Here is a 20581-nt window from a genome sequence, read left to right as displayed (position 1 = left end):
ATGAGCTGTGGAGATCCGCACGAGACGGATTGCCGCGAGGTCATCGCGGAGGTCTACCTCTACCTGGATCTGGAGTGCGCCGAGGAGCGGCGCACGCTGATCCGGCACCACCTCGACGAGTGCGGCCCGTGCCTGCGCGAGTACGGCATCGAGCAGGAGGTGCGGGCGCTGGTGGCCCGCTGCTGCGGCAACGAGACCGCGCCCGACCAGCTGCGGGAGCGGCTGCGGCTGCGCCTCACCGAGCTGGTCGTCTTCGAGACCACCGAGTCGAAGGAGCTTGCCGACTGAGGTCGGGCCGGGCGCGGCAGCCGACCGAGGTCGGTGCCCCCGGAGACAGCAGACGCCGGTGGCCCGGGTCGTGACGACCCGGGCCACCGGCGTCCGCGCCGACTGGTCGACGCCGGGCCGTGGGGCCCGGCCCGCCGGTCAGGAGTTGGGGCGCTTGCCGTGGTTCGCGCCGCTCTTCTTGCGGGCCTTCTTCTTGCGGGCCTTCTTCGCCATGGTGACCTCCTCGTGATGGTCGGATCCCGCCTGCGCACGATCTCGGCGCCGGTGCACGCACCGGTCCTCCCGGCGCCGGGTCCGACCCGCTGATGCTAGTGCGGCCGGCACCCGCCGTCGTCCGCCGGGGCCGCCGACGCCGCGCCACGCCGCACGACCCGCCGGCGGACCGCCCCTGAGTCGATCATCGACCCGGCCCGCGCCGCTCCACGCCCGCCGGAGGTCGCCCGCATGATTGGATACGTCGGCAGGCAACCGCGAGAGGGAGGGCCCGAAGATGGCCGAGGAGATCCGCGCCGAGATGGTGGCGAACGTCTGGAAGGTCGTCGCGTCGGCCGGGGACACCGTGTCCGAGGGGGACACCCTGGTGATCCTGGAGTCGATGAAGATGGAGATCCCGGTCGTCGCCGAGTCCGACGGTGTCGTCAAGCAGCTCGCGGTCAACGAGGGCGACGTCGTGCAGGACGGTGACCTGATCGCGGTGATCGATTGACCGGCCTCTCGGTACGCCGGGCCGGGCCGGCCGACTTCGCGGCGGTGGCCCGGCTGACGGTGGCCGCGTACGAGGCGGACGGCCAGCTGAAGAACGAGCACGGCTACGCCGCCGTACTCGCCGACGTGGCGTCCCGGGCCCGGGACGGCGAGGTGCTCGTCGCCGTCGACGACGCCACCGGCGAGCTGCTCGGCTCGGTGACCCTCGTCCTGCCCGGCACCCGCTACGCCGAGCTGTCCCGGGCGGGTGAGGCGGAGTTCCGGATGCTGGCGGTGGACCCGGCCGCGCAGGGGCGGGGCGTCGGCGCGGCGCTGGTCGAGACCTGCGTGTCGCGGGCGACCGCGCTGGGCTGCTCCGCCGTCGTCATCTGCGTCCGCGACGGCTTCGCCGCCTCCGCCCAGCGGCTCTACCGGCGACGCGGCTTCGTGCGGGTGCCGGAGCTGGACTGGGCGCCCGTGGACGGGGTGCACCTGCTCGGCCTGCGGCTGGAGCTGACCGGCGCGTGAGCCGCTGGCGACGACGGCTCACCGGCGCCTGAGGAGCCCCCAGAGGCGGCGCAGGCGGGAACGCGGCCGGGGGACCGGCGCGGTGGCCGTAAGCGCGGTGGCCAGGGCCGCCGTCTCCGGATCCAGGGCCGGGCTGGCCAGGGCCAGGTGCGCCAGCGACGGCGCGATCGGCGCCGGGCGGGTCCGGGCGACCGCTGCCACGTCGGCCAGCCGCTCGGTCACCACCCGGGCCACGTCGGCGCGCACGTCCGGGTCGACCCAGGCGGCGGTGACCAGGGCGAACAGGGCCGCCTCGGTGACCCAGTCCTCGACCCCCCAGACCAGGTCCAGCAGCACCCGGCGCCGGGTCGACTCCGCCCACGGCTCGTCGGTGCGGTGGTGCAGCAGGCCCAGGCACGCCCACACCTGGACGCAGCGCACCCAGAGCGAGGGGTCCTGCCCGAGTACCCGGCCCAACGCGGTCGGCGGCGCCTCCGGCGGGTGCGCCAGCAGGCCGAGCAGGTCGTCCAGTTCCAGGGTGGCCAGGCCCACCGCCGCGTCGTACGCCGCCGGCGGGTGTGGCCACGCCGGGTGGGCGAGCTGCCGCAGCCGCGCCGCCGCCTCCGGCGTGGGCGCCGGCACGGCGGGCACGACCGTCGTCCCGTCGGGCCGCCAGAGCTGCCGGGCGGTCGCCCGCCGGGGCTCGCGCGGGTCCGGGTCGGGCACGCCGGCCACCTCGATCCGCAGCCCGGGCGCGGCCGTCGCGGCGGCACGCAGCGCGCTGGGCGGCGGGGGCTGGTCCAGCCGTACGGCGCCGAGGCCGACGCGCTCGTCGGTGACGGCCTGACGCAGCGCGTCCACCACGGGCCCGGTCGCCGGGGTGACCTGCCCGAGCCAGGGCCGGCCCCGGCAGCTCTCGGCCAGGTCGCCGTGCTCGTGCGTGTCGTCGGGATGGTCCCGGACGAAGTCGGCGAGCGCGACCAGGTGCGCCACGTCGCCGTCGCGCTGGTGCCGCAGCCGGTGCGCGGTGTGCACGGCGCACTCGAAGGAGGGGTCCCGGGCCAGCGCCCGGTCGATCCAGTCGAGCGCCTCGTCGAGCCGCCCGTTGTCGGCGAGCGTGCCGGCGATGTCGGCGTAGACGGTGAGGTCGTCGGGGTCGTGCGCGACGGCCCGGCCGAGTGCCGCCAGCGCCTCCCGGGTGCGCCCGGCGCTGCGGTACGCGTACCCGAGCCACACCTCGCCGATCTTCGACGGCTCCGCGCGTACGCCCCGGGCGGCCCAGCGGATCGCCAGGTCGACCTCGCCGACGCGCCTGGCCAGCGCGGACGCCGCGCCGAGCAGCAGGCCGTGCTCGGGGTGGACGGTGACCGCGTTGCGGGCCAGCGCCAGGTAGGGGGCCAGGGCGGTCCGGCCGGCCCGGGGCACCGGGTCGGGCACGGCGGCGCAGACCTGCATCAGGATCCGGGCGGCCCGGTCCGGTTCGAGGCGCTCGGCGAGTTCCGGGGTGGTCACCCACGGCACCCCGGCCCAGTCCGTCCCCGGCGCGTGGCTGGTCGCCGCGACCAGCAGGTCCAGCCCTTCGGCGGGCCGGCCGGCGGCGGCGAGCAGGTGCGCGCGGGCCACGACGGCGCCGACGAAGGCGTGGCCCTGGAGCGGGAAGAGGTCGACGCCGCCCGCGCCGTCGGTGGCGGCGAGCCGGGCGAGGGTCTCGTGCACCTCGGGCAGGGTCGGGGCCTGGGCCAGCGCGGCGGCGACGTGACCGGCGGCGTGCGCCAGGTCGTTGTCGTCCATGGCCAGACGAGCCAGGGCAAGTTCCTCCGCCACGGACAGCGACCGGTCGTCCTCGGGCACGTCGTCCTCTCGCTCGTCGGTCGGTGGGGCCGGGCAAGCCTAGGTGATGTTGCGTCGAGATGGTGATCATCTGCGCACTACTGTTCGTTCGATTGCTCAGGCCAGCTCAAACGTGCAAGACTGAGCAGGAAACGCGCGGCAATCGCGCAGTGGGAGGAGTTTTCGTGACGCGTGCAGGGGCCGGCATGGCGGCCGACATCGACGAGCAGCCGGCGGGCTACGAGCGGCTGCTCTCCGCCGAGCACGCCGGGGCGATCGCCCGGGTGGCGGCGGTCATCGCGGAGCGCCGCCCGCGGCACGTGGTCTTCACCGCCCGGGGCACCTCCGACCACGCGGCCCTCTACGGGGCGTACCTGACCGAGATCCGGCTCGGCCTGCCCGCCGGCCTCGCCTCGCCCAGCGTCGTCACCCTCTACGGCGCGAAGCCGGACCTCTCCGACGCGCTGGTCGTCGGCGTCAGCCAGAGCGGCGGCTCGCCCGACCTCGCCGAGGTGCTGCGCACCGCCCGTGCCTCCGGCGCGCTGACCCTCGCGGTCACCAACGCGCCCGACTCCCGGCTGGCCGGCGTCGCCGAGCTCAGCGTCGACATCGCCGCCGGGCACGAGCGCGCGGTGGCCGCCACCAAGACCTACACCGCCGAGCTGCTCGCCCTGCTGATGCTCGTCGAGGGCGTCCGGGCCGGCGACGGCGCGCTGCCCGCCGACGAACGCGAGGCGCTCGCCGCCCTGCCCGAGCTGGCCGCGCGCACCCTGGAGGACACCACCCCCACCCAGCTCGCGCCCCGCTACCGGTTTGCCGGCCAGCTCGTCACCACCGGCCGGGGGTACGCGTACCCGACCGCCCGCGAGGCCGCGCTGAAGCTGATGGAGACCTCGTACCTGCCGGCGCTCGCGTTCTCCGGCGCCGACCTGCTGCACGGCCCCCTCGCCATGACCGACCCGGACGTGCCGGTGCTCGCCGTGGTCGGCTCCGGGCCGGGCGGCCGGTCGATGGGCGAGGTGCTGCCCCGCCTCGGCGAGCGCCGCGCCGACGTGGTGGTGGTCGGCTCCGCCGACGTCGAGGGCGCCACCCGGATGGCCGTCCCCGAGGTCGACGAGCGGTACGCGCCGCTGCTGGACATCCTGCCGTTGCAGCGCCTGGCGCTGGCGCTGGCGCTCGCCCGGGGCGAGGACCCGGACGCGCCGCGCGGGCTGAAGAAGGTCACCGCGACGATGTGACGCCCGTCGTGGCACGCTGGTCGACGTGTCCACGCTGCGCAACCTCGCCGAGGAGCACACCCGCCTCCGCCCGGCCGACATCGACCACCTGCACCGGATCGCCGGCGACTGGCAGTTGCTGTCCGATCTGTCCTTCGCCGACCTGCTGCTCTGGGTGCCCGTGGACGGTGACGGCGCGTTCCTCTGCGTCGCCCAGGTCCGGCCGACGACCGCGCCCACCGCGTACCTGGACGACCAGGTGGGGCGGATCGTCGGCGGGCCCGAGGTGGCCCACCTGGAGGTGGCCCACCGGCAGGGCCGGATCTGGCGGGAGAGCGACCCGGTCTGGTACGGCGACGTGCCGGCCCGGCACGAGGCGATCCCGGTCCGGTTGCGCACCACCGACGGGGAGGCCGGCGAGGTGATCGCCGTGGTGGGGCGGGACACCAACCTCTCCACCGCGCGCACCCCGAGCCAGCTGGAGCTGAACTACCTCACCACCGCCGACGACCTGGCCCAGATGATCGCCGACGGGACCTTCCCGCCGCCGCGCCATCCCGGGGAGACCACGTCGGCCCCGCGCGTCGGCGACGGGCTGGTCCGGCTCGACGCCGGCGGCAAGGTCACCTACGCGAGCCCGAACGCGCAGTCGGCGTACCGGCGGCTGGGCTACGCCTCCCACCTGGTGGGCGAGGACCTGGCGGCGCTGCACCGCCGGCTGGCGAGCGATCCGCTGGAGGGCACGGACGCGGCGAACGGCATCCTCGCGGCGCTGCGCGGCGAGGCGCCGCCCCGCCGGGAGATCGACGCGCGGGGCGCGACGATGCTCACCCGGGCGCTGCCGCTGATGCCCGCCGGGGTGCCGATCGGCGCGCTGGTGCTGGTCCGCGACATCACCGAGGTACGCCGCCGCGACCGCGCCCTGATCACCAAGGACGCCACCATCCGGGAGATCCACCACCGGGTGAAGAACAACCTCCAGACCGTCGCCGCGCTGCTGCGGCTCCAGGCCCGCCGGGTGTCCATGCCGGAGGCCCGGGTGGCCCTGGAGGAGTCGGTACGCCGGGTCGCCTCCATCGCGCTGGTGCACGAGACCCTCTCCATGTCCAGCGACGAGGCGGTCGAGTTCGACGGCATCGTCGACCGGGTGGCCAGCGCCGCCACGGAGGTGGCCGCGACGGAGGCCACGGTCGGCATGCGCCGCGAGGGCAGCTTCGGCGTGCTGCCCGCCGAGGTCGCCACGTCGCTGGTGATGGTGCTCAACGAGTTGCTGCTCAACGCCGTCGAGCACGGCTTCCCGCCGGCCGCCGAGACGCCCGTCGTCCCGACCGGTCCCGGCACCCCCGCCCCGGCCGCGCCAGCCCCGGGGGCGCCCGTGGCGGAGGCGGCTGGTCCGGTCGAGCCGGAGGTGGTGCTGTCGGCGCACCGGTTCCGGAAGATGCTGCACGTCTCGGTCACCGACAACGGGCGTGGGCTGCCGCCCGACTTCGACGCCGAGCGGAGCGGCAACCTCGGCTTGCAGATCGTCCGCGCGCTGGTCACCGGCGAGCTGCGCGGCACCATCGAGCTGCGCGACGGCGCGAAGGGCGGCACCGAGGCGACGCTCGTCGTCCCGCTGGTGCGCAACGCCCCCGAGGGCCGTCCCGCCGGCTGACCCACCCACCCCGGCGCGAGGGCCGGGGGTGCCGGGGGCGGCCACGATCAGTTGATCGGAAACCGGCCCCGGAGGCCCCACGACCCCGGCTCCCCGTCAACCGATCAAGCCGGTCGCCGGAGCCGGGGCGGGGCGGGGTGGGGTGGGGTGGGTGGGTCAGCGGGTCAGCAGGGCGACGGTGAGTCCCGGGCGCGGCCAGACCCGCTCGACGGTGTAGCCGGCGCGCAGCGCGTCGCCCTTGGCGCCGGGGACGGTGGCCAGCGGATCGTCGCGGCGGCCGGCCACGACCAGCCAGACCCGTTCCGTGCCGGCCAGGCACCCGGCCGGCCGGGTGCACTCGGCGGCCCACAGGTCCCCCCTGCGGGCCTGGTCCTGCGTCACCAGCACGTCGCGGGGCCGACGGTCGCCCAGGTGGTACGCGAGACCCAGGTCGAGGAAGAGCCAGCTCTGCCGGGGGGAGTAGACGACCGCGTCGCCCGGCCGCTGGCCGTCGGCGACGATCCGGGCCGCGCCCCGGTAGTCCACCGTCGCGCTGCGCGGCCACTCGTGGGTACGCCGTAGCGCCGCCTGGTCGGGCAGCCCGAGCAGCCCGGCCAGGGCGACGACGGCCAACGCGGGCGGCAGCGGCACCGTCGCCAGCGCCGCGCCCGCGAGCAGGCAGGCGAAGGGCACCACGAAGACGAGGTACCGGGGCACCCAGAGCGGTACGACCAGCCCCGCGGCGAAGAGCAGCAGCACGGGCAGCAGCACGGCGAGCCCGGGCAGCAGGGCGCGCCGGCCCAGGCGTGCCGCGCCGAGCGCTGCGAGGCCCACCAGGACCCCGCCCACCACCCCGCTCTGCGCCACCCCGCCCGCGAGCGCGGCCAGGTCGTCGGGGCGGACGGCGTCCACCCAGCCGAGCTGCCGGGAGCGCTGTTCCCTGGCGAGCAGCACCAGCGGGGTCAGCAGCAGCACGGTGGGCAGCAGGGCGAGCGCCCAGCGCAGCGGGCGGTTCGGCGGCCCCGTACGGCGGGTGGCGAGCACCACCACCGCGTGCGCGGCGAGCAGGGTGAGCGCGACCAGGTGGGTGAGCCCGAGCGCGGCCACGGCGACGGCGTACCCGGCCCAGCGCGTCCACCGGGGTCGGGCCGTCGCCTCGACCAGCAGCAGAGTCGCCAGCACCGCCAGGAAGGTGGCCAGCGCGTACGGGCGGGCCTCCTGGCCGTACCGCGAGGTGCCCGGGAGCACCGCGAGGAGCAGCCCGGCGAGCAGCCCGGCCCGGGCACCGAGCAGGCGCTGCCCGAGGAGCGCGGTCAGCCCGGCCGTGGCGGCCATGGCCAGTGCGGCGGGCAGCCGCAGCGCGGTCACCGAGTCGCCGAAGACGGCCACCCAGGCGTGCATGAACAGGTAGTAGGGGCTGGTGGCGGCGTCGATGGTGCCGGCGAGCCGGACGAGGTCCCCGGGGGACCGGCTCGCCGCGCTCCAGGTGGCCAACTCGTCGCGCCACGGCTGCGCGTGGTCGATCCCGGTCAGTACCACGGCCAGCGTGGCCAGGCTCGGCCCGATCCAGATCAGCCGACCCGTGCGATCCGGCCCGCTCACCGCCTCGCGCACCGGCGGGACGCGGTCGCCGGGCGGGTCAGCGGAACCGGTCACATACCGCAGCGTCACACAGTCCGGCCGTCCGGTGCGCGGATCCGCCGATCGGGCGCGGCGTCAGCGGTCTCGGCGCGCCCGCGACGTGTGGCCCGTGATGTGGGATCCCGCACGCACTCGTTGGCCGGCCCCCGTCGGGTGTGGCAGCATGACCTCCATGACCGCCGCTGTCGTCCGCCGCTTCGTGGCTCGTCGCCACGTCGACTACGGCCGCGTGCGCAGCGCGATCTGTCCGGCCCACTGACGACGCCCGACCACTCTGTCTCGGGCGCGCCGCGCGCCGGCTGTTCCGACACCGTTGTCGCCAGCCCGTTCCGACGGGTCGGCCGCGCGCCTTGCGTGTTCCCGAGGCACCGCAGACAACGGAGGACGCCGCCATGGCGGTCAGCAGCATCCCGGCCCGGGCCGGGGACCCGACGTCCCCCCGACCGGCCCGGACTCCCCGCCGGCCCCGAGGTGAAGGTCAGTGGGCGCTCGGTCACCGCGAGCCGCTCAACCCCAACGAGCGGATCAAGAAGGACGACGACCCGCTGAACGTACGGGCCCGGATCGAGAACATCTACGCCCACCAGGGGTTCGCCTCGATCGATCCGCAGGACCTCCGTGGCCGCTTCCGCTGGTGGGGCCTCTACACCCAGCGCAAGGCGGGCATCGACGGCGGCCGTACGGCCGTGCTGGAGCCGCACGAGCTGGAGGACGAGTTCTTCATGCTCCGGGTCCGGGTGGACGGGGGCGAGCTGAGCCTGGCGCAGCTGCGGGTGGTCGCGGACATCTCCCGCGAGTTCGCCCGGGACACCGCCGACATCACCGACCGGCAGAACATCCAGTACCACTGGATCCGGGTCGAGGACATGCCGGAGATCTGGCGCCGCCTGGAGTCCGTCGGCCTGCAGACCACCGAGGCGTGCGGCGACTGCCCCCGGGTGGTGCTGGGCAGCCCGGTCGCCGGGGTGGCCCGCGACGAACTGCTCGACCCGACGCCGGCGGTCGACGAGATCGTCCGCCGCTACGTGGGCGACAAGGCGTACTCCAACCTGCCGCGCAAGTTCAAGACCTCCATCTCCTGGCTGGTCGACACCCCGTACGAGGCGAACGACATCTCCTTCCTCGGGGTGGACCACCCGGACCACGGGCCGGGCTTCGACGTCTGGGTCGGCGGCGGCCTGTCCACGAACCCGATGCTGGCCAAGCGGCTCGGCGTCTGGGTGTCGCTGGAGGAGGTGCCGGACGTCTGGGCGGGCGTGGTCGGCATCTTCCGCGACTACGGCTACCGCCGGTTGCGCAACCGCGCCCGGCTGAAGTTCCTGGTCGCCGACTGGGGCGTGGAGAAGTTCCGCGAGGTGCTGGAGAAGGAGTACCTGGGTCGGGCGTTGCTCGACGGCCCGGCCCCGCAGCTGCCCGACAGGCCGGTGGACCACATCGGGGTGCACCCGCAGCGCGACGGGCGCAACTACGTCGGGGCTGCCCCGGTGGTGGGCCGGGTATCCGGCGGGCAGCTCGCCCGCCTGGCCGACGTGGTCGAGGCGCACGGCAGCGGGCGGGTGCGGCTCACCCCGTACCAGAAGCTGCTGGTGCTGGACGTGGCGCCGGAGCGGACCGACTCGCTGGTGCGCGAGCTGCGCGGGATCGGCCTGGAGGCGCAGCCGTCGGCCTGGCGGCGCGGCACGATGGCCTGCACCGGCATCGAGTACTGCAAGCTGGCCATCGTCGAGACCAAGGCGCGCGGCGAGGAGCTGGTGGCCCGGCTGGAGGAGCGGCTGCGCGACTTCGACGCCGACATCTCCATCCACCTCAACGGCTGCCCCAACGCCTGCGCCCGCACGCAGGTCGCCGACATCGGCCTCAAGGGCCAGCTCGTCGTCGGCCCGGACGGCCGCCAGGTGGAGGGCTTCCAGGTCCACCTCGGCGGCGGGCTCGGCATGGCCGAGGGACAGACGGCCGGGTTCGGCCGCAAGCTGCGCGGTCTGAAGACCACCGCCGAGGAGCTTCCGGCGTACGTGGAGCGGCTGGCCCGGCGCTACCTGGCCGGCCGGGAGACGGGCGAGACGTTCGCCAACTGGGTGATCAGGGTCGACGAGGAGGAACTCCGATGAGCGATCGAAGCGAGCGAACCAGGGGTGCCGTGGGGCCTCGTCGCGGTGCCGAGCGAAGCGAGGTGACGCGATGAGCGAGACCCGTTCCGCGCCGCTGTACTGCCCGTACTGCGGCGAGGAGGACCTGCGGCCGAGTGAGGCCGGCCACGGCGCCTGGGAGTGTCACGCGTGCGCCCGGGTGTTCACGGTGAAGTTCACCGGCCTGCTCGGCCGGGCGGTGGCCCGGTGAGCGGGGGCACGGGCGACCGGCCCGGTCTCGTCTCGGCGACGGGCCTGGGCCTGGTCGGCCTGGGCGCCCCGGCTCCGGCCGACGCGGCCCGGCGCGGCCCCGACGAGCTGCGCGCGCTGGCCGAGGCGGCCGGCCGGGACCTGGAGGGCGCGCCGGCGCTGGAGATCGCGCGCTGGGCGGCCGAGACCTTCGGCGCCCGGTTCTGCGTCACCAGCTCGATGGCCGACGCCGTGCTGGCCCATCTGGTCTCCCGGGTCGCCCCGGGGGTGGACGTGGTCTTCCTCGACACCGGACTGCACTTTCCGGAGACGCTCCGGGTCCGCGACGAGGTGGCCCGGACGCTGCCGGTGAACGTGCGCTCGATCCGGCCGCGCCTGACCGTGGGCCAGCAGGACGGCCAGTACGGCCCGCGCCTGTTCAACAAGGCTCCGGACGACTGCTGCCAGCTGCGCAAGGTGGAGCCGCTGGAGCGGGCGCTCGCCGGCTACGACGCCTGGGCCGCCGGGCTCCGCCGGGACGAGTCGCCGACCAGGGCGAACACGCCGGTGGTGACCTTCGACGCGCGCCGGGGCAAGGTCAAGGTCAACCCGATCGCGGCCTGGCGGCAGGCCGACGTGGACGCCTACGTCGCCCGCTGGAACGTGCCGGTCAACGAGCTGTTCAAGCAGGGCTACGGCTCGATCGGCTGCTGGCCCTGCACCCGCCGCACGAAGGCGGGGGAGGACCCCCGGGCCGGCCGCTGGGCGATGTTCGAGAAGACCGAGTGCGGCCTGCACGTCTGACCGGGCCGATCCCGGGCTCTCCCGCGTCGGGGGCGCCCGGGCCGTCAGGGGCGCCCGGGTCGTGGCGGCCGGTCGGGCTGTCGGAGGTGGCCGACCCGGTGGTCCTGGTCGCCCACGGCAGCCGGGACCCGAGGGCCGCCGAGGCGACCCGGGCGCTGGCCCGGGCCGTGTCGGCCGCCCGGCCGGGCACGCCGGTGCTGGCGAGCTGGCTGGACCACACCGAGCCGGGACCGGCGGCCGTGCTGCGGAACCTGGCCGCCGCCGGGCACCCCCGGGCCGTGCTGGTGCCGCTGCTGCTCACGGCGGCGTACCACCGGCGGGTGGACGTCCCGGCGGCGGTCGCGGCCGCCCGGGAGGCGGGGCCACCGATCGCGGTACGGGTGACCGACGTGCTCGGCCCGGCCGACGGGGCGGTGGACGCCGGTCTGCTGGCGGGCCTGCACCGGCGGTTGGGTGAGGCGGGGGCGGGGCGCTTCGACGGGCTGGTGCTGGCTGCGGCCGGCACCAGGGACGCCCGGGCGCGCGGGTCGGTGGGCCGGGTGGCTGCCGCGCTGCGCGCCGGTCTCGGCGTGCCCACCCGCGTGTCGTACGCCTCGGCGGCCCCGCCGGCCGTCGCGGCGGCGGTGGCGCGGCTGCGGGCGCGGGGCGCCGGGCGGGTGGCGGTGTCGGCGTACTTCCTGGCTCCGGGCCTGTTCCACGACGCCGTCGCCACGGCGGCGCGGGGCGCCGGTGCGGTGGCGGTGTCCGCCCCGCTGACCGACGCGCCGGAGCTGGCCGATCTGGTCCTGCGGCGCGTGGACGCGGCGAGCCGGTTGGCCGGGATCACGGCCGGGTCGTGATCGGAATCCGGATCACGAATACAGGCTCGGACAGCAGTACGCCCCGGCGGGCGTACCCGGCCGGGGCGTACTGACTGGTGCGTGGGGGATCAGGCGGAGTGAGCGCGCAGCACCCGGAGGCCACCGCGGCGCTTGACAGCCCGCCGCTCCTCCTCGCTCATCCCGCCCCAGACGCCAGCGTCCTGACCGGACTCCAGCGCCCACTGCAGGCACTGGTCGGTCACGGAGCAGCGCCGGCAGACGGCCTTGGCCTGCTCGACCTGCAGGAGAGCCGGCCCGGACGTCCCGATCGGGAAGAACAGTTCCGGGTCCTCGTCGCGGCAGACAGCATGGTGACGCCAGTCCATGGCGGCAACACTCCTCATTCTGGGTGGGTGGCAGAGATTGCTTTCTGTTGCTTTTCCTATATGCATCCGCAGCGCCGAATGGTGACGGTTCGCGTACGCCTATTCGGCAGTGCGTGAGCAGGCTGTGTCGGCCCCGCGGACCTGCTGGAACAGCTCAACCTGACGAGCCTATCCAAACAATGTCCCGGTAACTCAAGTTCGCTTGTGAATACTTTCACGAACGCCCGGGATGTCAAGGGTGACGCTCGGAAAAACTCCGGGCGGTGAGCAAGCCCACAACCCCTTTGTCCGGATTCCAGCGCCTTCCTGGTTACCCGGCGTACCACTGTCGAGGATCAATATAGTACAGTCCGCGTGACATTGCTGACATTTCCGGCACAGCCCCTCGGTGTGGCGGCCGTCGCATCGGTCCGGTGTCGCGGCCGCGTCGACCTAGGGCAGTACCCGAGACCTAGCAGATTACTCTCAGTGCGGCGGGAATGGATGTGAATCTGACTTTTTCCCGCTCGCCAAGGTAGTCGCCGTCGAGCTGGAACGCCTGCGGACGGGCCGAGACCAGGGTGAACTCCGCGACATCGTGCAGCCGCAGCACCTGGCGGCCGTGTGGATCCGGGGTCCGGGAGAAGAACTGCGTCACCGTGCGTGTCGTACTGGCCACCCGGAGCTGCCGCAGGGCGAGCACGTCCAGGCCCAGATCGAACGACGCCTCCGGGTTCGGGTTGACCTCGCGGTCGCCCAGGTACGTCCACGGCGCGGTGTTCTGGATGATGACCGTTGCCAGCTCGCCCTCCGCCAACTCGTCCGGGCGCTCCAGGCTGATCGCCGGATGGCGACGGTCGGAGTTGAGGAAGTACTGGGCCGCGGTGGACCGGAAGTAGAGCGAGGGCGTCGAGACCCGGCCCCGCCGGCGGGCCTGCTCCACCCGGTGGATGACGGCCGCGTCGAGGCCGAAGCCCGCGCAGAAGGTGAAGTAGCGGTCGTCGGCCCGGCCGAGCCCGATCGTCCGGTAGCGGCCCAGCCGTAGGCCCTCCAGGATCATGCTGGTCCCGTCCGGCCAGTCCCGGGGCAGGCCCAGTGCCCGCGCGAAGACGTTGGTCGAGCCCCCCGGCACGGTCGCCAGGGCGGGCAGCCGCTCGGCCGGCGTGGTGCTGGCGGGTATGGTCGGCGGCTGCGCCGCCATCAGGCCGTTGACGACCTCGTTGACCGTGCCGTCGCCACCGAGCGTCACGACGACGTCGACGCCCTCCTCGGCCGCCTCGCGCGCCAGGTCGGTCGCGTGCCCCCGTCGCCGGGTGTAGCGCACGGAGAGGTCGACTTCGCTGCGCAGTGCCCGGACCAGGACGTCCCGGCTGCGCTCGCTGGTGGTGGTGGCCTTCGGATTGACCACCAGGACGGCCCGCATGGGCGGCACTGTACCGCGCGCCACCACGGGTATCGTGGCGCGCGTGACCATCGACTCCGACCCGACCCCCGCCACCCTCAGTTGGGCGGTCCGGCTGCTGCGGGCCGAGGCGGTCGCCGTGGGACTGGTCGCCGCGTGGCTGCTCTGGGCCGATCTCACCGCCACGACCACCGACCTCACGTCGGCGTTGCTCGTGACCGCGTTCGCCATCGGCGCGGCGGCGGCCCTCTGGGCGCTGGGCGGCGCGTTGGCGCGCCGGAAGGCGGGAGCCCGGGCACCGGCGATCGTGCTCCAGTTGATGCTGCTGCCCATCGGCTGGTTCATGGTCCAGGGCGGGATGGGGTGGCTCGGCGTACCGCTGATGGCGCTCGGCCTCGGGATGACCGCTCTGCTGGTGAGCACCCCCACCACCCGGGCCCTCGGCTTCGAGTGACCCCGCCGGGCCCGCGCGGCCCGGCGCCGGGTGGGCGGCCGGTCAGTAGCCGGAGGCGCGGCGGGTGAGCAGCGAGATGGTGGCCCGGCCGTCGGAGGCCGTCGCGGCCGCCGCCGTGGTCAGCGCCGTGAGCACCTTCCAGGCGAAGGACGACTCGGCGGGGAGCGTCGCGCCGCGGACGGTCGGCACGGTCACCTCCACGGTGAGCGCGTCGTCCGTGACTGCGAAGCGGCAGTCGAGCTCCGCGTCGCGGGTGGCGATGGCGAGCAGCATCGCGCACGCCTCGTCGACGGCGATGCGCAGGTCCTCGATCTCGTCGAGGGCGAACTGCAGCCGCGCCGCGAGCCCCGCGGTGGCGGTACGTAGCACCCCGAGGTAGCCCCCGTCCGCGGGCACGGTGAGGTGCACGACGTCGTCGTCGGTCGTCGGCTGCCCGGTCAGTTGAGTCACCACTCATCCCCCCGGTCGGGGACTCTACCCGCTCGGTCGCCCGAACGTGTGGGGACCGCCACGTGTGCCGCGGGAGCGATCGGGGGCGGCCCCGCTGAGCTGGCGGGGAACCCACTCCTGCGCCATGACGACGACGGCCGGCACGTCCTCGGGACGTGCCGGCCGGATCGTCGGCGGACCGGTGAGGGTCACGCCTGCTTGGTCTCCCAGAAGATCTTGGAGATCTCGTCGATCTTCTGGAGCAGCTCGTCGGCCTTGGACGGGTCGGTGCCGCCCTTCGCGCCGGCGGCGCCGGCCAGCTTGGTGGCCTCGTTGAACAGCTGGTGCAGGTGCGGGTACTTCTCGAAGTGGGCCGGCTTGAAGTAGTCGGTCCACAGCACCCACAGGTGGTGCTTCACCAGATCGGCGCGCTGCTCCTTGATCAGGATGGCGCGGGTGCGGAACTCGGGGTCGGTGTTGGCCTGGTACTTCTCGCAGATCGCCTTCACCGACTCGGCCTCGATCCGGGCCTGGGCCGGGTCGTAGACGCCGCAGGGCAGGTCGCAGTGGGCGCTGGCGGTCACGCGGGGCGTAAGGATGCGCGGAAGTCGCATCAGGATCCTCCATGGGAAGTTTGCGATGATCCAAGACGACATTACTCCTGGACGCGCTCCGGGGAGGCCGGGTGGAGGGGAAACCAATGGGGACCGATCACCCGACGGTGGCCCCCCGGCTGCGGTGGCCGCTGACCGCCGTGCTGGTGACCGGTCCGTCCATGTCGCCCACGCTGCGGCACGGCGACGCGGTGCTGGTCCGCCCCGGCGGCCGGGCGGTCCGCCCCGGTGACGTCGTCGTCGCGGTCTTCCGCAGCCGCCCCGACCTGCTCGTGGTCAAGCGCGCGATCCGCGCCCAGGACGGCGGGTGGTGGCTGCGCGGCGACAACGACCTGGTCACCGACGACTCCCGGGCGTACGGGGTGGCCGACGTGCGGGGCCGCGTGGTGGCCCGCTACTGGCCCCGGCCCGCGCGGGTGCGCCCACAGCGGATATGACCCCGCTCACACCGGTGTGACGGTGGCGACACTATGCTCCAGACGTGCCCGGGTGACCCCCGCACCGCGTGCCGCCGCTCGGCGCCTCACCTCGCGTCCGCGCCGGCCGCCCCGTCTGCTCGACAGATCCTGGAGTCACCATGTCATCGTCCACCGTGGACCCCGCTGATCCCGTCTTCCGACTGCACCGGGGCGGCAAGATGGCCGTCGCCTCGACCGTCCCGCTGACCAGCCGCGAGGACCTCTCCCTCGCGTACACCCCGGGTGTGGCCCGGGTCTGCGAGGCGATCGCCGCCGACCCGACGCTCGCCGACGACTACACCTGGGCGTCGCACACCGTCGCGGTCGTCACCGACGGCTCGGCCGTACTCGGGCTCGGCAACATCGGCCCGCGCGCCTCGCTGCCGGTGATGGAGGGCAAGGCGGTGCTGTTCAAGCAGTTCGGCGGCGTCGACGCGGTGCCGGTCTGCCTGGACACCCAGGACGTCGACGAGATCGTGGCCGTGGTGCGGGCGCTGGCCCCGTCGTTCGGCGGGATCAACCTGGAGGACATCAGCGCCCCGCGCTGCTTCGAGGTGGAGCGCCGCCTCGACGAGGCCCTGGACATCCCGGTCTTCCACGACGACCAGCACGGCACCGCGATCGTCGTGCTCGCCGCCCTGCGCAACGCCGCCAGGCTGCTCGACCGCAAGCTCGGCGACCTGCGGGTGACGGTCAGCGGCGCCGGCGCGGCCGGGGTCGCGGTGACGAAGATGCTGATCGCCGGCGGCGTGAACCCCGACCAGGTGGTCGTCTGCGACTCCAAGGGGATCATCGGCCGGCACCGGCCCGAACTGACCGGCACCAAGGCCGAGCTGGCGGCGGCCACCAACGCCGACGGTCGCGAGGGCGACATCACCGAGGCGCTGCGCGACGCGGACGTGCTGATCGGCGTCTCGGGCGGGCAGATCCCCGAGGCGGCGGTCGCCGGCATGGCCCCCGGCGGCATCGTCTTCGCCCTGGCGAACCCGACGCCCGAGGTGCACCCGGAGGTGGCCGCCCGGCACGTGGCGGTCGTCGCCACCGGCCGCAGCGACTACCCCAACCAGATCAACAACGTGCTGGCCTTCCCGGGTGTGTTCCGGGGCGCGCTGGACGCCAAGGCCACCCGGATCACCGAGGGCATGAAGGTCGCCGCCGCCGACGCGATCGCCGGCGTGGTGGCCGAGTCGCTCACCGCCGAGGCGATCGTCCCGTCCCCGCTCGATCCCCGGGTCGCCCCCGCGGTGGCCGAGGCGGTCGCCGAGGCCGCCCGCCGCGACGGCGTCACCCGCTGAACGTGTGAGGAAGGGCTCCTTCCTATCGCTCAGGCGACAGGAAGGAGCCCTTCCTCGCGTCGGTGCCCTTCTTGCCGGGGGCTCGGCTTGTTACCGTGCCGATCATGCGTGCCGCCTTCGTCTCCCGTTTCGACGACGCCAACCCGCTCGCCGCGCTCACCGTCGGCGAGCAGCCCGAGCCGACCCACCCGGCCGACGACTGGGTGACCGTGCAGGTGCGGGCCAGCTCCCTCAACCACCACGACCTCTGGTCCCTGCGGGGGGTGGGGCTGCGCGCCGAGCAGCTGCCCATGATCCTCGGCTGCGACGCCGTCGGGGTGGACCCGGACGGCAACGAGGTCGTCGTCTACCCGGTCATCCCCACCCCGGGCGACCCGCGCGGCATCTCCATCCTCTCGGAGCACTTCCCCGGCACGCTGGCCGAGCGGGTCGCCGTACCCCGGTCGAACCTGCTGGCCCTGCCGGCGGGCCTGGCGGCGACGGACGCGGCCTGCCTGCCGACGGCCTGGCTGACCGCGTGGCGGATGCTGACCACCGTGGGCCGGGTCGACGACGCCGACGCCGTGCTGGTCCAGGGTGCCGGCGGGGGCGTGGCCACCGCGGCCGTCGCGCTCGCCGCCGCGATGGGCAAGCGGGTGTACGCGACCAGCCGGGACGCCGCCAAGCGGGAACGGATCGCCGAGCTGGGCGCCACCGCCGTTGAGCCCGGCGCCCGGCTGCCGGAACGGGTCGACGTGGTGATCGAGACGGTCGGCGCGGCCACCTTCGACCACTCGCTGAAGTCCGCCGCGCCGATGGCCCGGATCGTGGTCTCCGGCGCCACCTCGGGACACGAGCCGAAGGTCAACCTGCGCCGGGTCTTCGCCATGCAGCTGGAGATCCTGGGCACCTCGATGGGCACCCCCGACGAGCTGGCCGCCCTGCTCGCGTTCTGCGCCGAGCGCGGCGTGCGCCCGGTGGTGGACTCCGTGCTCCCGTTCGGCGAGGTCGCCGACGCCTTCGCCCGCCTGCACTCCGGCGACGTCTTCGGCAAGGTCGTCGTCGACCACACCGCCTGAGGCCCGCCGTCGCCGTGGGGCCCGCGACGAGCGGGCCCTGGTGGCCTCCCCGGTCGGGAGGCCACCGTCGGTGTCGCCGGGTCCGGTGGCCTTCCCGGCCAGGGAGGCCACCGTCGGTCAGAGGCGGTTGTCGAGGGTGGCGACGTCGTCGCGGGCGGCGTCGGTGGGGATGCGGCCCTTGGCGGCCTGGTCGCCGTAGAGCGACCAGCGCAGGAACTCGACCGTGGTGTCCGAGACCACCCGCAGCGTGGCGCCGTCGCTGAGCAGCGCCCGACCGTGGTCGCCCTTCGGCAGGCTCAGCATCGCCTTCGGCCAGGGCACCCTGTCGTAGGCGGCCTTGCCGGCGGCGTACTCGACCACCTCGTCGGCCTCGCCGTGCACGAAGAGCTGCGGGGCGGCGGCGCCCGCGAAGGCGGTGCCGACGCCGAGCGCCGTGCCGGCGAACACGACCCCGGCGTCCAGCCGTTCGTCCCGGCCGGCGGTGAACAGGCCGATGGTGGTCACCCCGCCGGCCGAGTGCCCGGCCGCCGCCACCCGGTCCGTGGCCAGCCGGCCGCGCAGCGGGTCGCCGTCCTTGCCGTCGAGGGCGAGGACCTGGGTCAGCACGTACGACACGTCGGCCGGCTGGTTGAGCACGTCGAGCACGTTGCCGTCGCCACCCCGCGCGGTGTGCGGGAAGGTCGGCGCGGCCACCACGAACCCGGCCGCCGTCCAGCGGGTGAGCAGCGTCTCGTAGTCGGCCGGTCGGGCGCTCAACCCGTGGCTGAACATCACCACGGGAAACTTCCCCGTGGCGGCGTCCGCCGACCGCTCCGGCTGCCCGCCGGGCTTTCCGGCGGCCGGGTACCAGACGGTCACCGGCAGTGGGCGCTTCCCGTCGCGGTTCAGCTTCAGCTGCCGTACGCCGACGGCGAAGGCCTTCTCGGGTGCGGTGCCGACGGGCACCTGCGGGGTGGGGCCGGCCGCCTGTGCGGGCGGCGCCGAGGCCGTCACCTGCGGAGCCGCCTGGGAGCCTGCCGCCTGCGGGGCCGGCCCGGCGTCGTCGGAGCAGCCGACCAGACCGGCGGTGAGCAGTGCGGAGGCGAGCAGGGCGGGGGTGACACGTCGCGGCATGGGAACGATTGTGCCTCGCGGCGCGCCCCGCTCCGCCGCAGACCGCCGCAGTACGCCGCCATCCGCTGCGCTGCCCGCGCCCGGGCCGCTGGTGGTGCCCCGGTGATCAGGACGCCATGGACGTTATCCGGTGGTTTTAGGGTCCATGGCGTCCTGATCACCGTTGGTTGGCGCACCAGCCCGCTCTCCTGATGAGTAGTTTCCATCGGCCTGGGCGGGCGGCGGCTCGGAGGCCGGCGGAGCGTCGACCGATCCCGACTGCCGCTCGGTGGCACTCAGGCGGGCGAGACCGGCGGCGTCCTTCGCCCGCCGGGGCCGCTGGGGCTCCAGACGGGGACCGGCCGGGCGCCGGGCGTCCGCTCGGGAGGGTCAGCGGGCGGGGCGGGTCTCGTAGAGCGTCACGCCGGGGCGGCGGGCGTCGCCGGGCAGCCGGCGGCCGGCGGCCGGGTCGCCGTAGAGCGTCCAGCGGAGGAAGTCGGTGGTGGTGGCCAGGACCTGGTCGAAGCCGGGCCGCCCCGGGTTCAGGTACTCGCCGTGGCCCTGCCCGAGCAGGCTCAGGAAGGCGGTCGGGCCGGTCGTGCGCTGGTATGCGGCGCGGCCGACCGTCGCCGGCACGATCTTGTCCGCCGTACCGTGCACGAAGAGCAGTGGGGCCGCCGGCCCGGCGAAGCTGCCGGCCGTTCCGCCGCCGGCGATCACGATGCCGGCGCGCAGCCGCCCCGAGCGTCCGGAGGTGAACATGCCGGCCGTGGTGAAGCCGCCCGCCGAGTGGCCGGCGGCGGCGACCCGGGTGACGTCGAGGTGCCCGGCGAGCGGGTCTCCGGCCCGGGCGTCGAGCCGCGTCAGGTGCCGGATCAGCCGCCAGCCGTCGGCCGGCTGGTGGCGTACGTCGGCACGGCTGAACCGGGCCGCGCCGCGCCGGGTGTGCGGGTAGGCCGGGGCGGCGACCACGAACCCGGCGGCGGCCCAGCGCGCGGTCAGCCCGGCGTGCAGCTCGGGCAGGCTGTGCAGCCCGTGGCTGTAGACCACCACGGGGAAGCGCCCGGCGGCCACGGCGTCGCCCTCCGCCGGGTACCAGACGGTCACCGGCAGGGGGCGCGCCGAGGTCGGGTCGACGGTGAACGTGCGTACGCCGACGGCGTAGGCGGCCACGGGCGCCGGACGGGCCGGCGGCGGTGTGCCGGGCGCGGCGGCACCCGCCGGGGCGCAACCGGCCAGCAGCGTCGTCATCAGTGCGGCGACCAGCCGCTTTGTCCCCACGGATTCACGGTAGGTGCCCGGCGGCCCGCAGCGGTCCCGCCGTCCGGACCGGACGCCCTCACCACCCGGCCGGATCGTCTCCACCGGCCGGCTCGACCTGACCCCGGGACGCGCGCCGGGGACGGCGGCGGGCAACCGGTGTCGCTAGGGTCACCGCCATGCCTGAGAACCGCACAGACCCGAGCGGCAACACCGAGGCGTTCCGCGCCTACGCCCACACCGCCGAGCCCGAGGCCCCGGCCGGCGCGTCCCGGACGCCGCTGCTCGTCGGCGCGGCGGCGGTCGCGGTCGTGCTGGTCGCCCTCCTCGTCTGGCTCGCGCTGGGCTGACCGGCGTGGAGCCGCCTGGAGGCCCGGAGCCGGGCGCGGGGGAGCCGCGGACGGGAGGCCCGAAGCCGGGCGTGGGGGAGCCGCC

23 protein-coding genes are annotated in these 20581 nt (G+C 74.9%); 14 read left to right on the top strand and 9 right to left on the bottom strand.

Annotation, left to right across the window (positions count from 1 at the left end; translation table 11 throughout):
- On the top strand, positions 1–288 hold the full coding sequence (gene rsrA / locus OG989_RS01685; protein ID WP_151457066.1) for a mycothiol system anti-sigma-R factor: 288 nt from the start codon (positions 1–3) through the stop codon (positions 286–288).
- Positions 289–426: 138 nt separating this feature from the next.
- Here rsrA and OG989_RS31895 read toward each other — a convergent pair whose 3' ends face one another.
- Positions 427–501 carry a 50S ribosomal protein bL37 gene (locus tag OG989_RS31895; RefSeq protein WP_369700219.1) on the bottom strand — a complete coding sequence of 25 codons (75 nt, stop codon included), beginning with the start codon at positions 499–501 and terminating at the stop codon, positions 427–429.
- 277 nt (positions 502–778) lie between these two features.
- On the opposite strand from OG989_RS31895, the gene OG989_RS01675 reads away from it, so the two are divergent.
- Together OG989_RS01675 and OG989_RS01670 are read left to right on the top strand one after the other, a co-directional pair.
- Positions 779–994, top strand: a complete 216-nt coding sequence (locus OG989_RS01675; protein WP_088973021.1) for a biotin/lipoyl-binding carrier protein — start codon at positions 779–781, stop codon at positions 992–994.
- Positions 991–1500, top strand: coding sequence for a GNAT family N-acetyltransferase (locus OG989_RS01670; RefSeq protein WP_327029501.1), 510 nt, complete (start codon positions 991–993; stop codon positions 1498–1500). Before OG989_RS01675 ends, OG989_RS01670 begins: the two co-directional genes overlap by 4 nt.
- An 18-nt stretch (positions 1501–1518) precedes the next feature.
- Here OG989_RS01670 and OG989_RS01665 read toward each other — a convergent pair whose 3' ends face one another.
- Positions 1519–3270: a tetratricopeptide repeat protein gene (locus OG989_RS01665; RefSeq protein ID WP_327031093.1), complete on the bottom strand. Its 1752-nt coding sequence runs from the start codon at positions 3268–3270 to the stop codon at positions 1519–1521.
- Positions 3271–3515: 245 nt separating this feature from the next.
- Between OG989_RS01665 and OG989_RS01660 the strand changes: the two genes are divergently transcribed.
- Together OG989_RS01660 and OG989_RS01655 are read left to right on the top strand one after the other, a co-directional pair.
- A complete protein-coding gene (locus tag OG989_RS01660) occupies positions 3516–4547 on the top strand; it encodes an SIS domain-containing protein (protein ID WP_132231368.1) in 1032 nt (343 codons plus the stop codon).
- Between the two features lie 25 nt (positions 4548–4572).
- Positions 4573–6180, top strand: coding sequence for a histidine kinase N-terminal domain-containing protein (locus OG989_RS01655; protein ID WP_327029500.1), 1608 nt, complete (start codon positions 4573–4575; stop codon positions 6178–6180).
- A gap of 156 nt (positions 6181–6336) precedes the next feature.
- Here the strand turns inward: OG989_RS01655 and OG989_RS01650 are convergent, their stop codons facing one another.
- A complete protein-coding gene (locus tag OG989_RS01650) occupies positions 6337–7761 on the bottom strand; it encodes a glycosyltransferase family 39 protein (RefSeq protein WP_327031092.1) in 1425 nt (474 codons plus the stop codon).
- A 431-nt stretch (positions 7762–8192) separates the two neighbouring features.
- Between OG989_RS01650 and OG989_RS01645 the strand changes: the two genes are divergently transcribed.
- The 4 genes from OG989_RS01645 (at position 8193) to OG989_RS01630 (ending at position 11758) form a co-directional block, all read left to right on the top strand.
- On the top strand, positions 8193–9908 hold the full coding sequence (locus OG989_RS01645) for a nitrite/sulfite reductase (RefSeq protein ID WP_151457355.1): 1716 nt from the start codon (positions 8193–8195) through the stop codon (positions 9906–9908).
- Positions 9909–9978: 70 nt separating this feature from the next.
- Positions 9979–10137, top strand: coding sequence for an IS1 family transposase (locus tag OG989_RS01640; RefSeq protein WP_121399684.1), 159 nt, complete (start codon positions 9979–9981; stop codon positions 10135–10137).
- Positions 10134–10919 (top strand): phosphoadenylyl-sulfate reductase, encoded by a 786-nt coding sequence (locus OG989_RS01635; RefSeq protein WP_151457354.1) that lies wholly within the window; start codon positions 10134–10136, stop codon positions 10917–10919. Before OG989_RS01640 ends, OG989_RS01635 begins: the two co-directional genes overlap by 4 nt.
- Before the next feature lie 77 nt (positions 10920–10996).
- A complete protein-coding gene (locus OG989_RS01630) occupies positions 10997–11758 on the top strand; it encodes a sirohydrochlorin chelatase (RefSeq protein WP_327031091.1) in 762 nt (253 codons plus the stop codon).
- A gap of 89 nt (positions 11759–11847) precedes the next feature.
- Here OG989_RS01630 and OG989_RS01625 read toward each other — a convergent pair whose 3' ends face one another.
- Positions 11848–12105, bottom strand: coding sequence for a WhiB family transcriptional regulator (locus OG989_RS01625; protein ID WP_007072794.1), 258 nt, complete (start codon positions 12103–12105; stop codon positions 11848–11850).
- Between the two features lie 451 nt (positions 12106–12556).
- Positions 12557–13507, bottom strand: a complete 951-nt coding sequence (locus tag OG989_RS01620; protein WP_327029499.1) for a diacylglycerol/lipid kinase family protein — start codon at positions 13505–13507, stop codon at positions 12557–12559.
- Here OG989_RS01620 and OG989_RS01615 point away from each other — a divergent pair.
- Entirely contained in the window at positions 13506–13940 is a 435-nt protein-coding gene (locus OG989_RS01615) for a hypothetical protein (protein WP_442791903.1), read from the top strand. The two genes, OG989_RS01620 and OG989_RS01615, sit on opposite strands and share 2 nt — an antisense overlap.
- Positions 13941–13982: 42 nt before the next feature.
- On the opposite strand, the gene OG989_RS01610 is transcribed toward OG989_RS01615, so the two are convergent.
- The gene (locus tag OG989_RS01610) at positions 13983–14390 is read right to left on the bottom strand and encodes an ATP-binding protein (RefSeq protein ID WP_132231108.1); all 408 of its coding nucleotides are present in this window, start codon (positions 14388–14390) and stop codon (positions 13983–13985) included.
- A gap of 188 nt (positions 14391–14578) precedes the next feature.
- Positions 14579–14983, bottom strand: coding sequence for a superoxide dismutase, Ni (sodN, locus tag OG989_RS01605; protein WP_088998581.1), 405 nt, complete (start codon positions 14981–14983; stop codon positions 14579–14581).
- Between the two features lie 86 nt (positions 14984–15069).
- On the opposite strand from sodN, the gene OG989_RS01600 reads away from it, so the two are divergent.
- The 3 genes from OG989_RS01600 to OG989_RS01590 all read left to right on the top strand — a co-directional run bounded on the left by OG989_RS01600 (position 15070) and on the right by OG989_RS01590 (position 17794).
- Positions 15070–15420: a S24 family peptidase gene (locus OG989_RS01600; protein ID WP_151457052.1), complete on the top strand. Its 351-nt coding sequence runs from the start codon at positions 15070–15072 to the stop codon at positions 15418–15420.
- Between the two features lie 140 nt (positions 15421–15560).
- A complete protein-coding gene (locus tag OG989_RS01595) occupies positions 15561–16736 on the top strand; it encodes an NAD(P)-dependent malic enzyme (RefSeq protein WP_151457053.1) in 1176 nt (391 codons plus the stop codon).
- A gap of 95 nt (positions 16737–16831) precedes the next feature.
- Positions 16832–17794 (top strand): zinc-binding dehydrogenase, encoded by a 963-nt coding sequence (locus tag OG989_RS01590; protein ID WP_327029497.1) that lies wholly within the window; start codon positions 16832–16834, stop codon positions 17792–17794.
- Positions 17795–17911: 117 nt separating this feature from the next.
- Here OG989_RS01590 and OG989_RS01585 read toward each other — a convergent pair whose 3' ends face one another.
- Together OG989_RS01585 and OG989_RS01580 are read right to left on the bottom strand one after the other, a co-directional pair.
- Positions 17912–18907, bottom strand: a complete 996-nt coding sequence (locus tag OG989_RS01585; protein ID WP_327029496.1) for an alpha/beta hydrolase family protein — start codon at positions 18905–18907, stop codon at positions 17912–17914.
- Between the two features lie 369 nt (positions 18908–19276).
- The gene (locus tag OG989_RS01580; protein WP_327029495.1) at positions 19277–20167 is read right to left on the bottom strand and encodes an alpha/beta hydrolase family protein; all 891 of its coding nucleotides are present in this window, start codon (positions 20165–20167) and stop codon (positions 19277–19279) included.
- Between the two features lie 158 nt (positions 20168–20325).
- Here OG989_RS01580 and OG989_RS01575 point away from each other — a divergent pair, with 158 nt between their 5' ends.
- Positions 20326–20496: a hypothetical protein gene (locus OG989_RS01575; RefSeq protein ID WP_192581597.1), complete on the top strand. Its 171-nt coding sequence runs from the start codon at positions 20326–20328 to the stop codon at positions 20494–20496.
- The last annotated feature ends 85 nt before the right edge of the window (positions 20497–20581 follow it).

Origin of the sequence: Micromonospora sp. NBC_01740 (assembly GCF_035920365.1) — a bacterium.
Taxonomy (GTDB): Bacteria; Actinomycetota; Actinomycetes; order Mycobacteriales; family Micromonosporaceae; genus Micromonospora; species Micromonospora reichwaldensis.
This window is presented reverse-complemented; position numbering and strand designations above follow the sequence as displayed.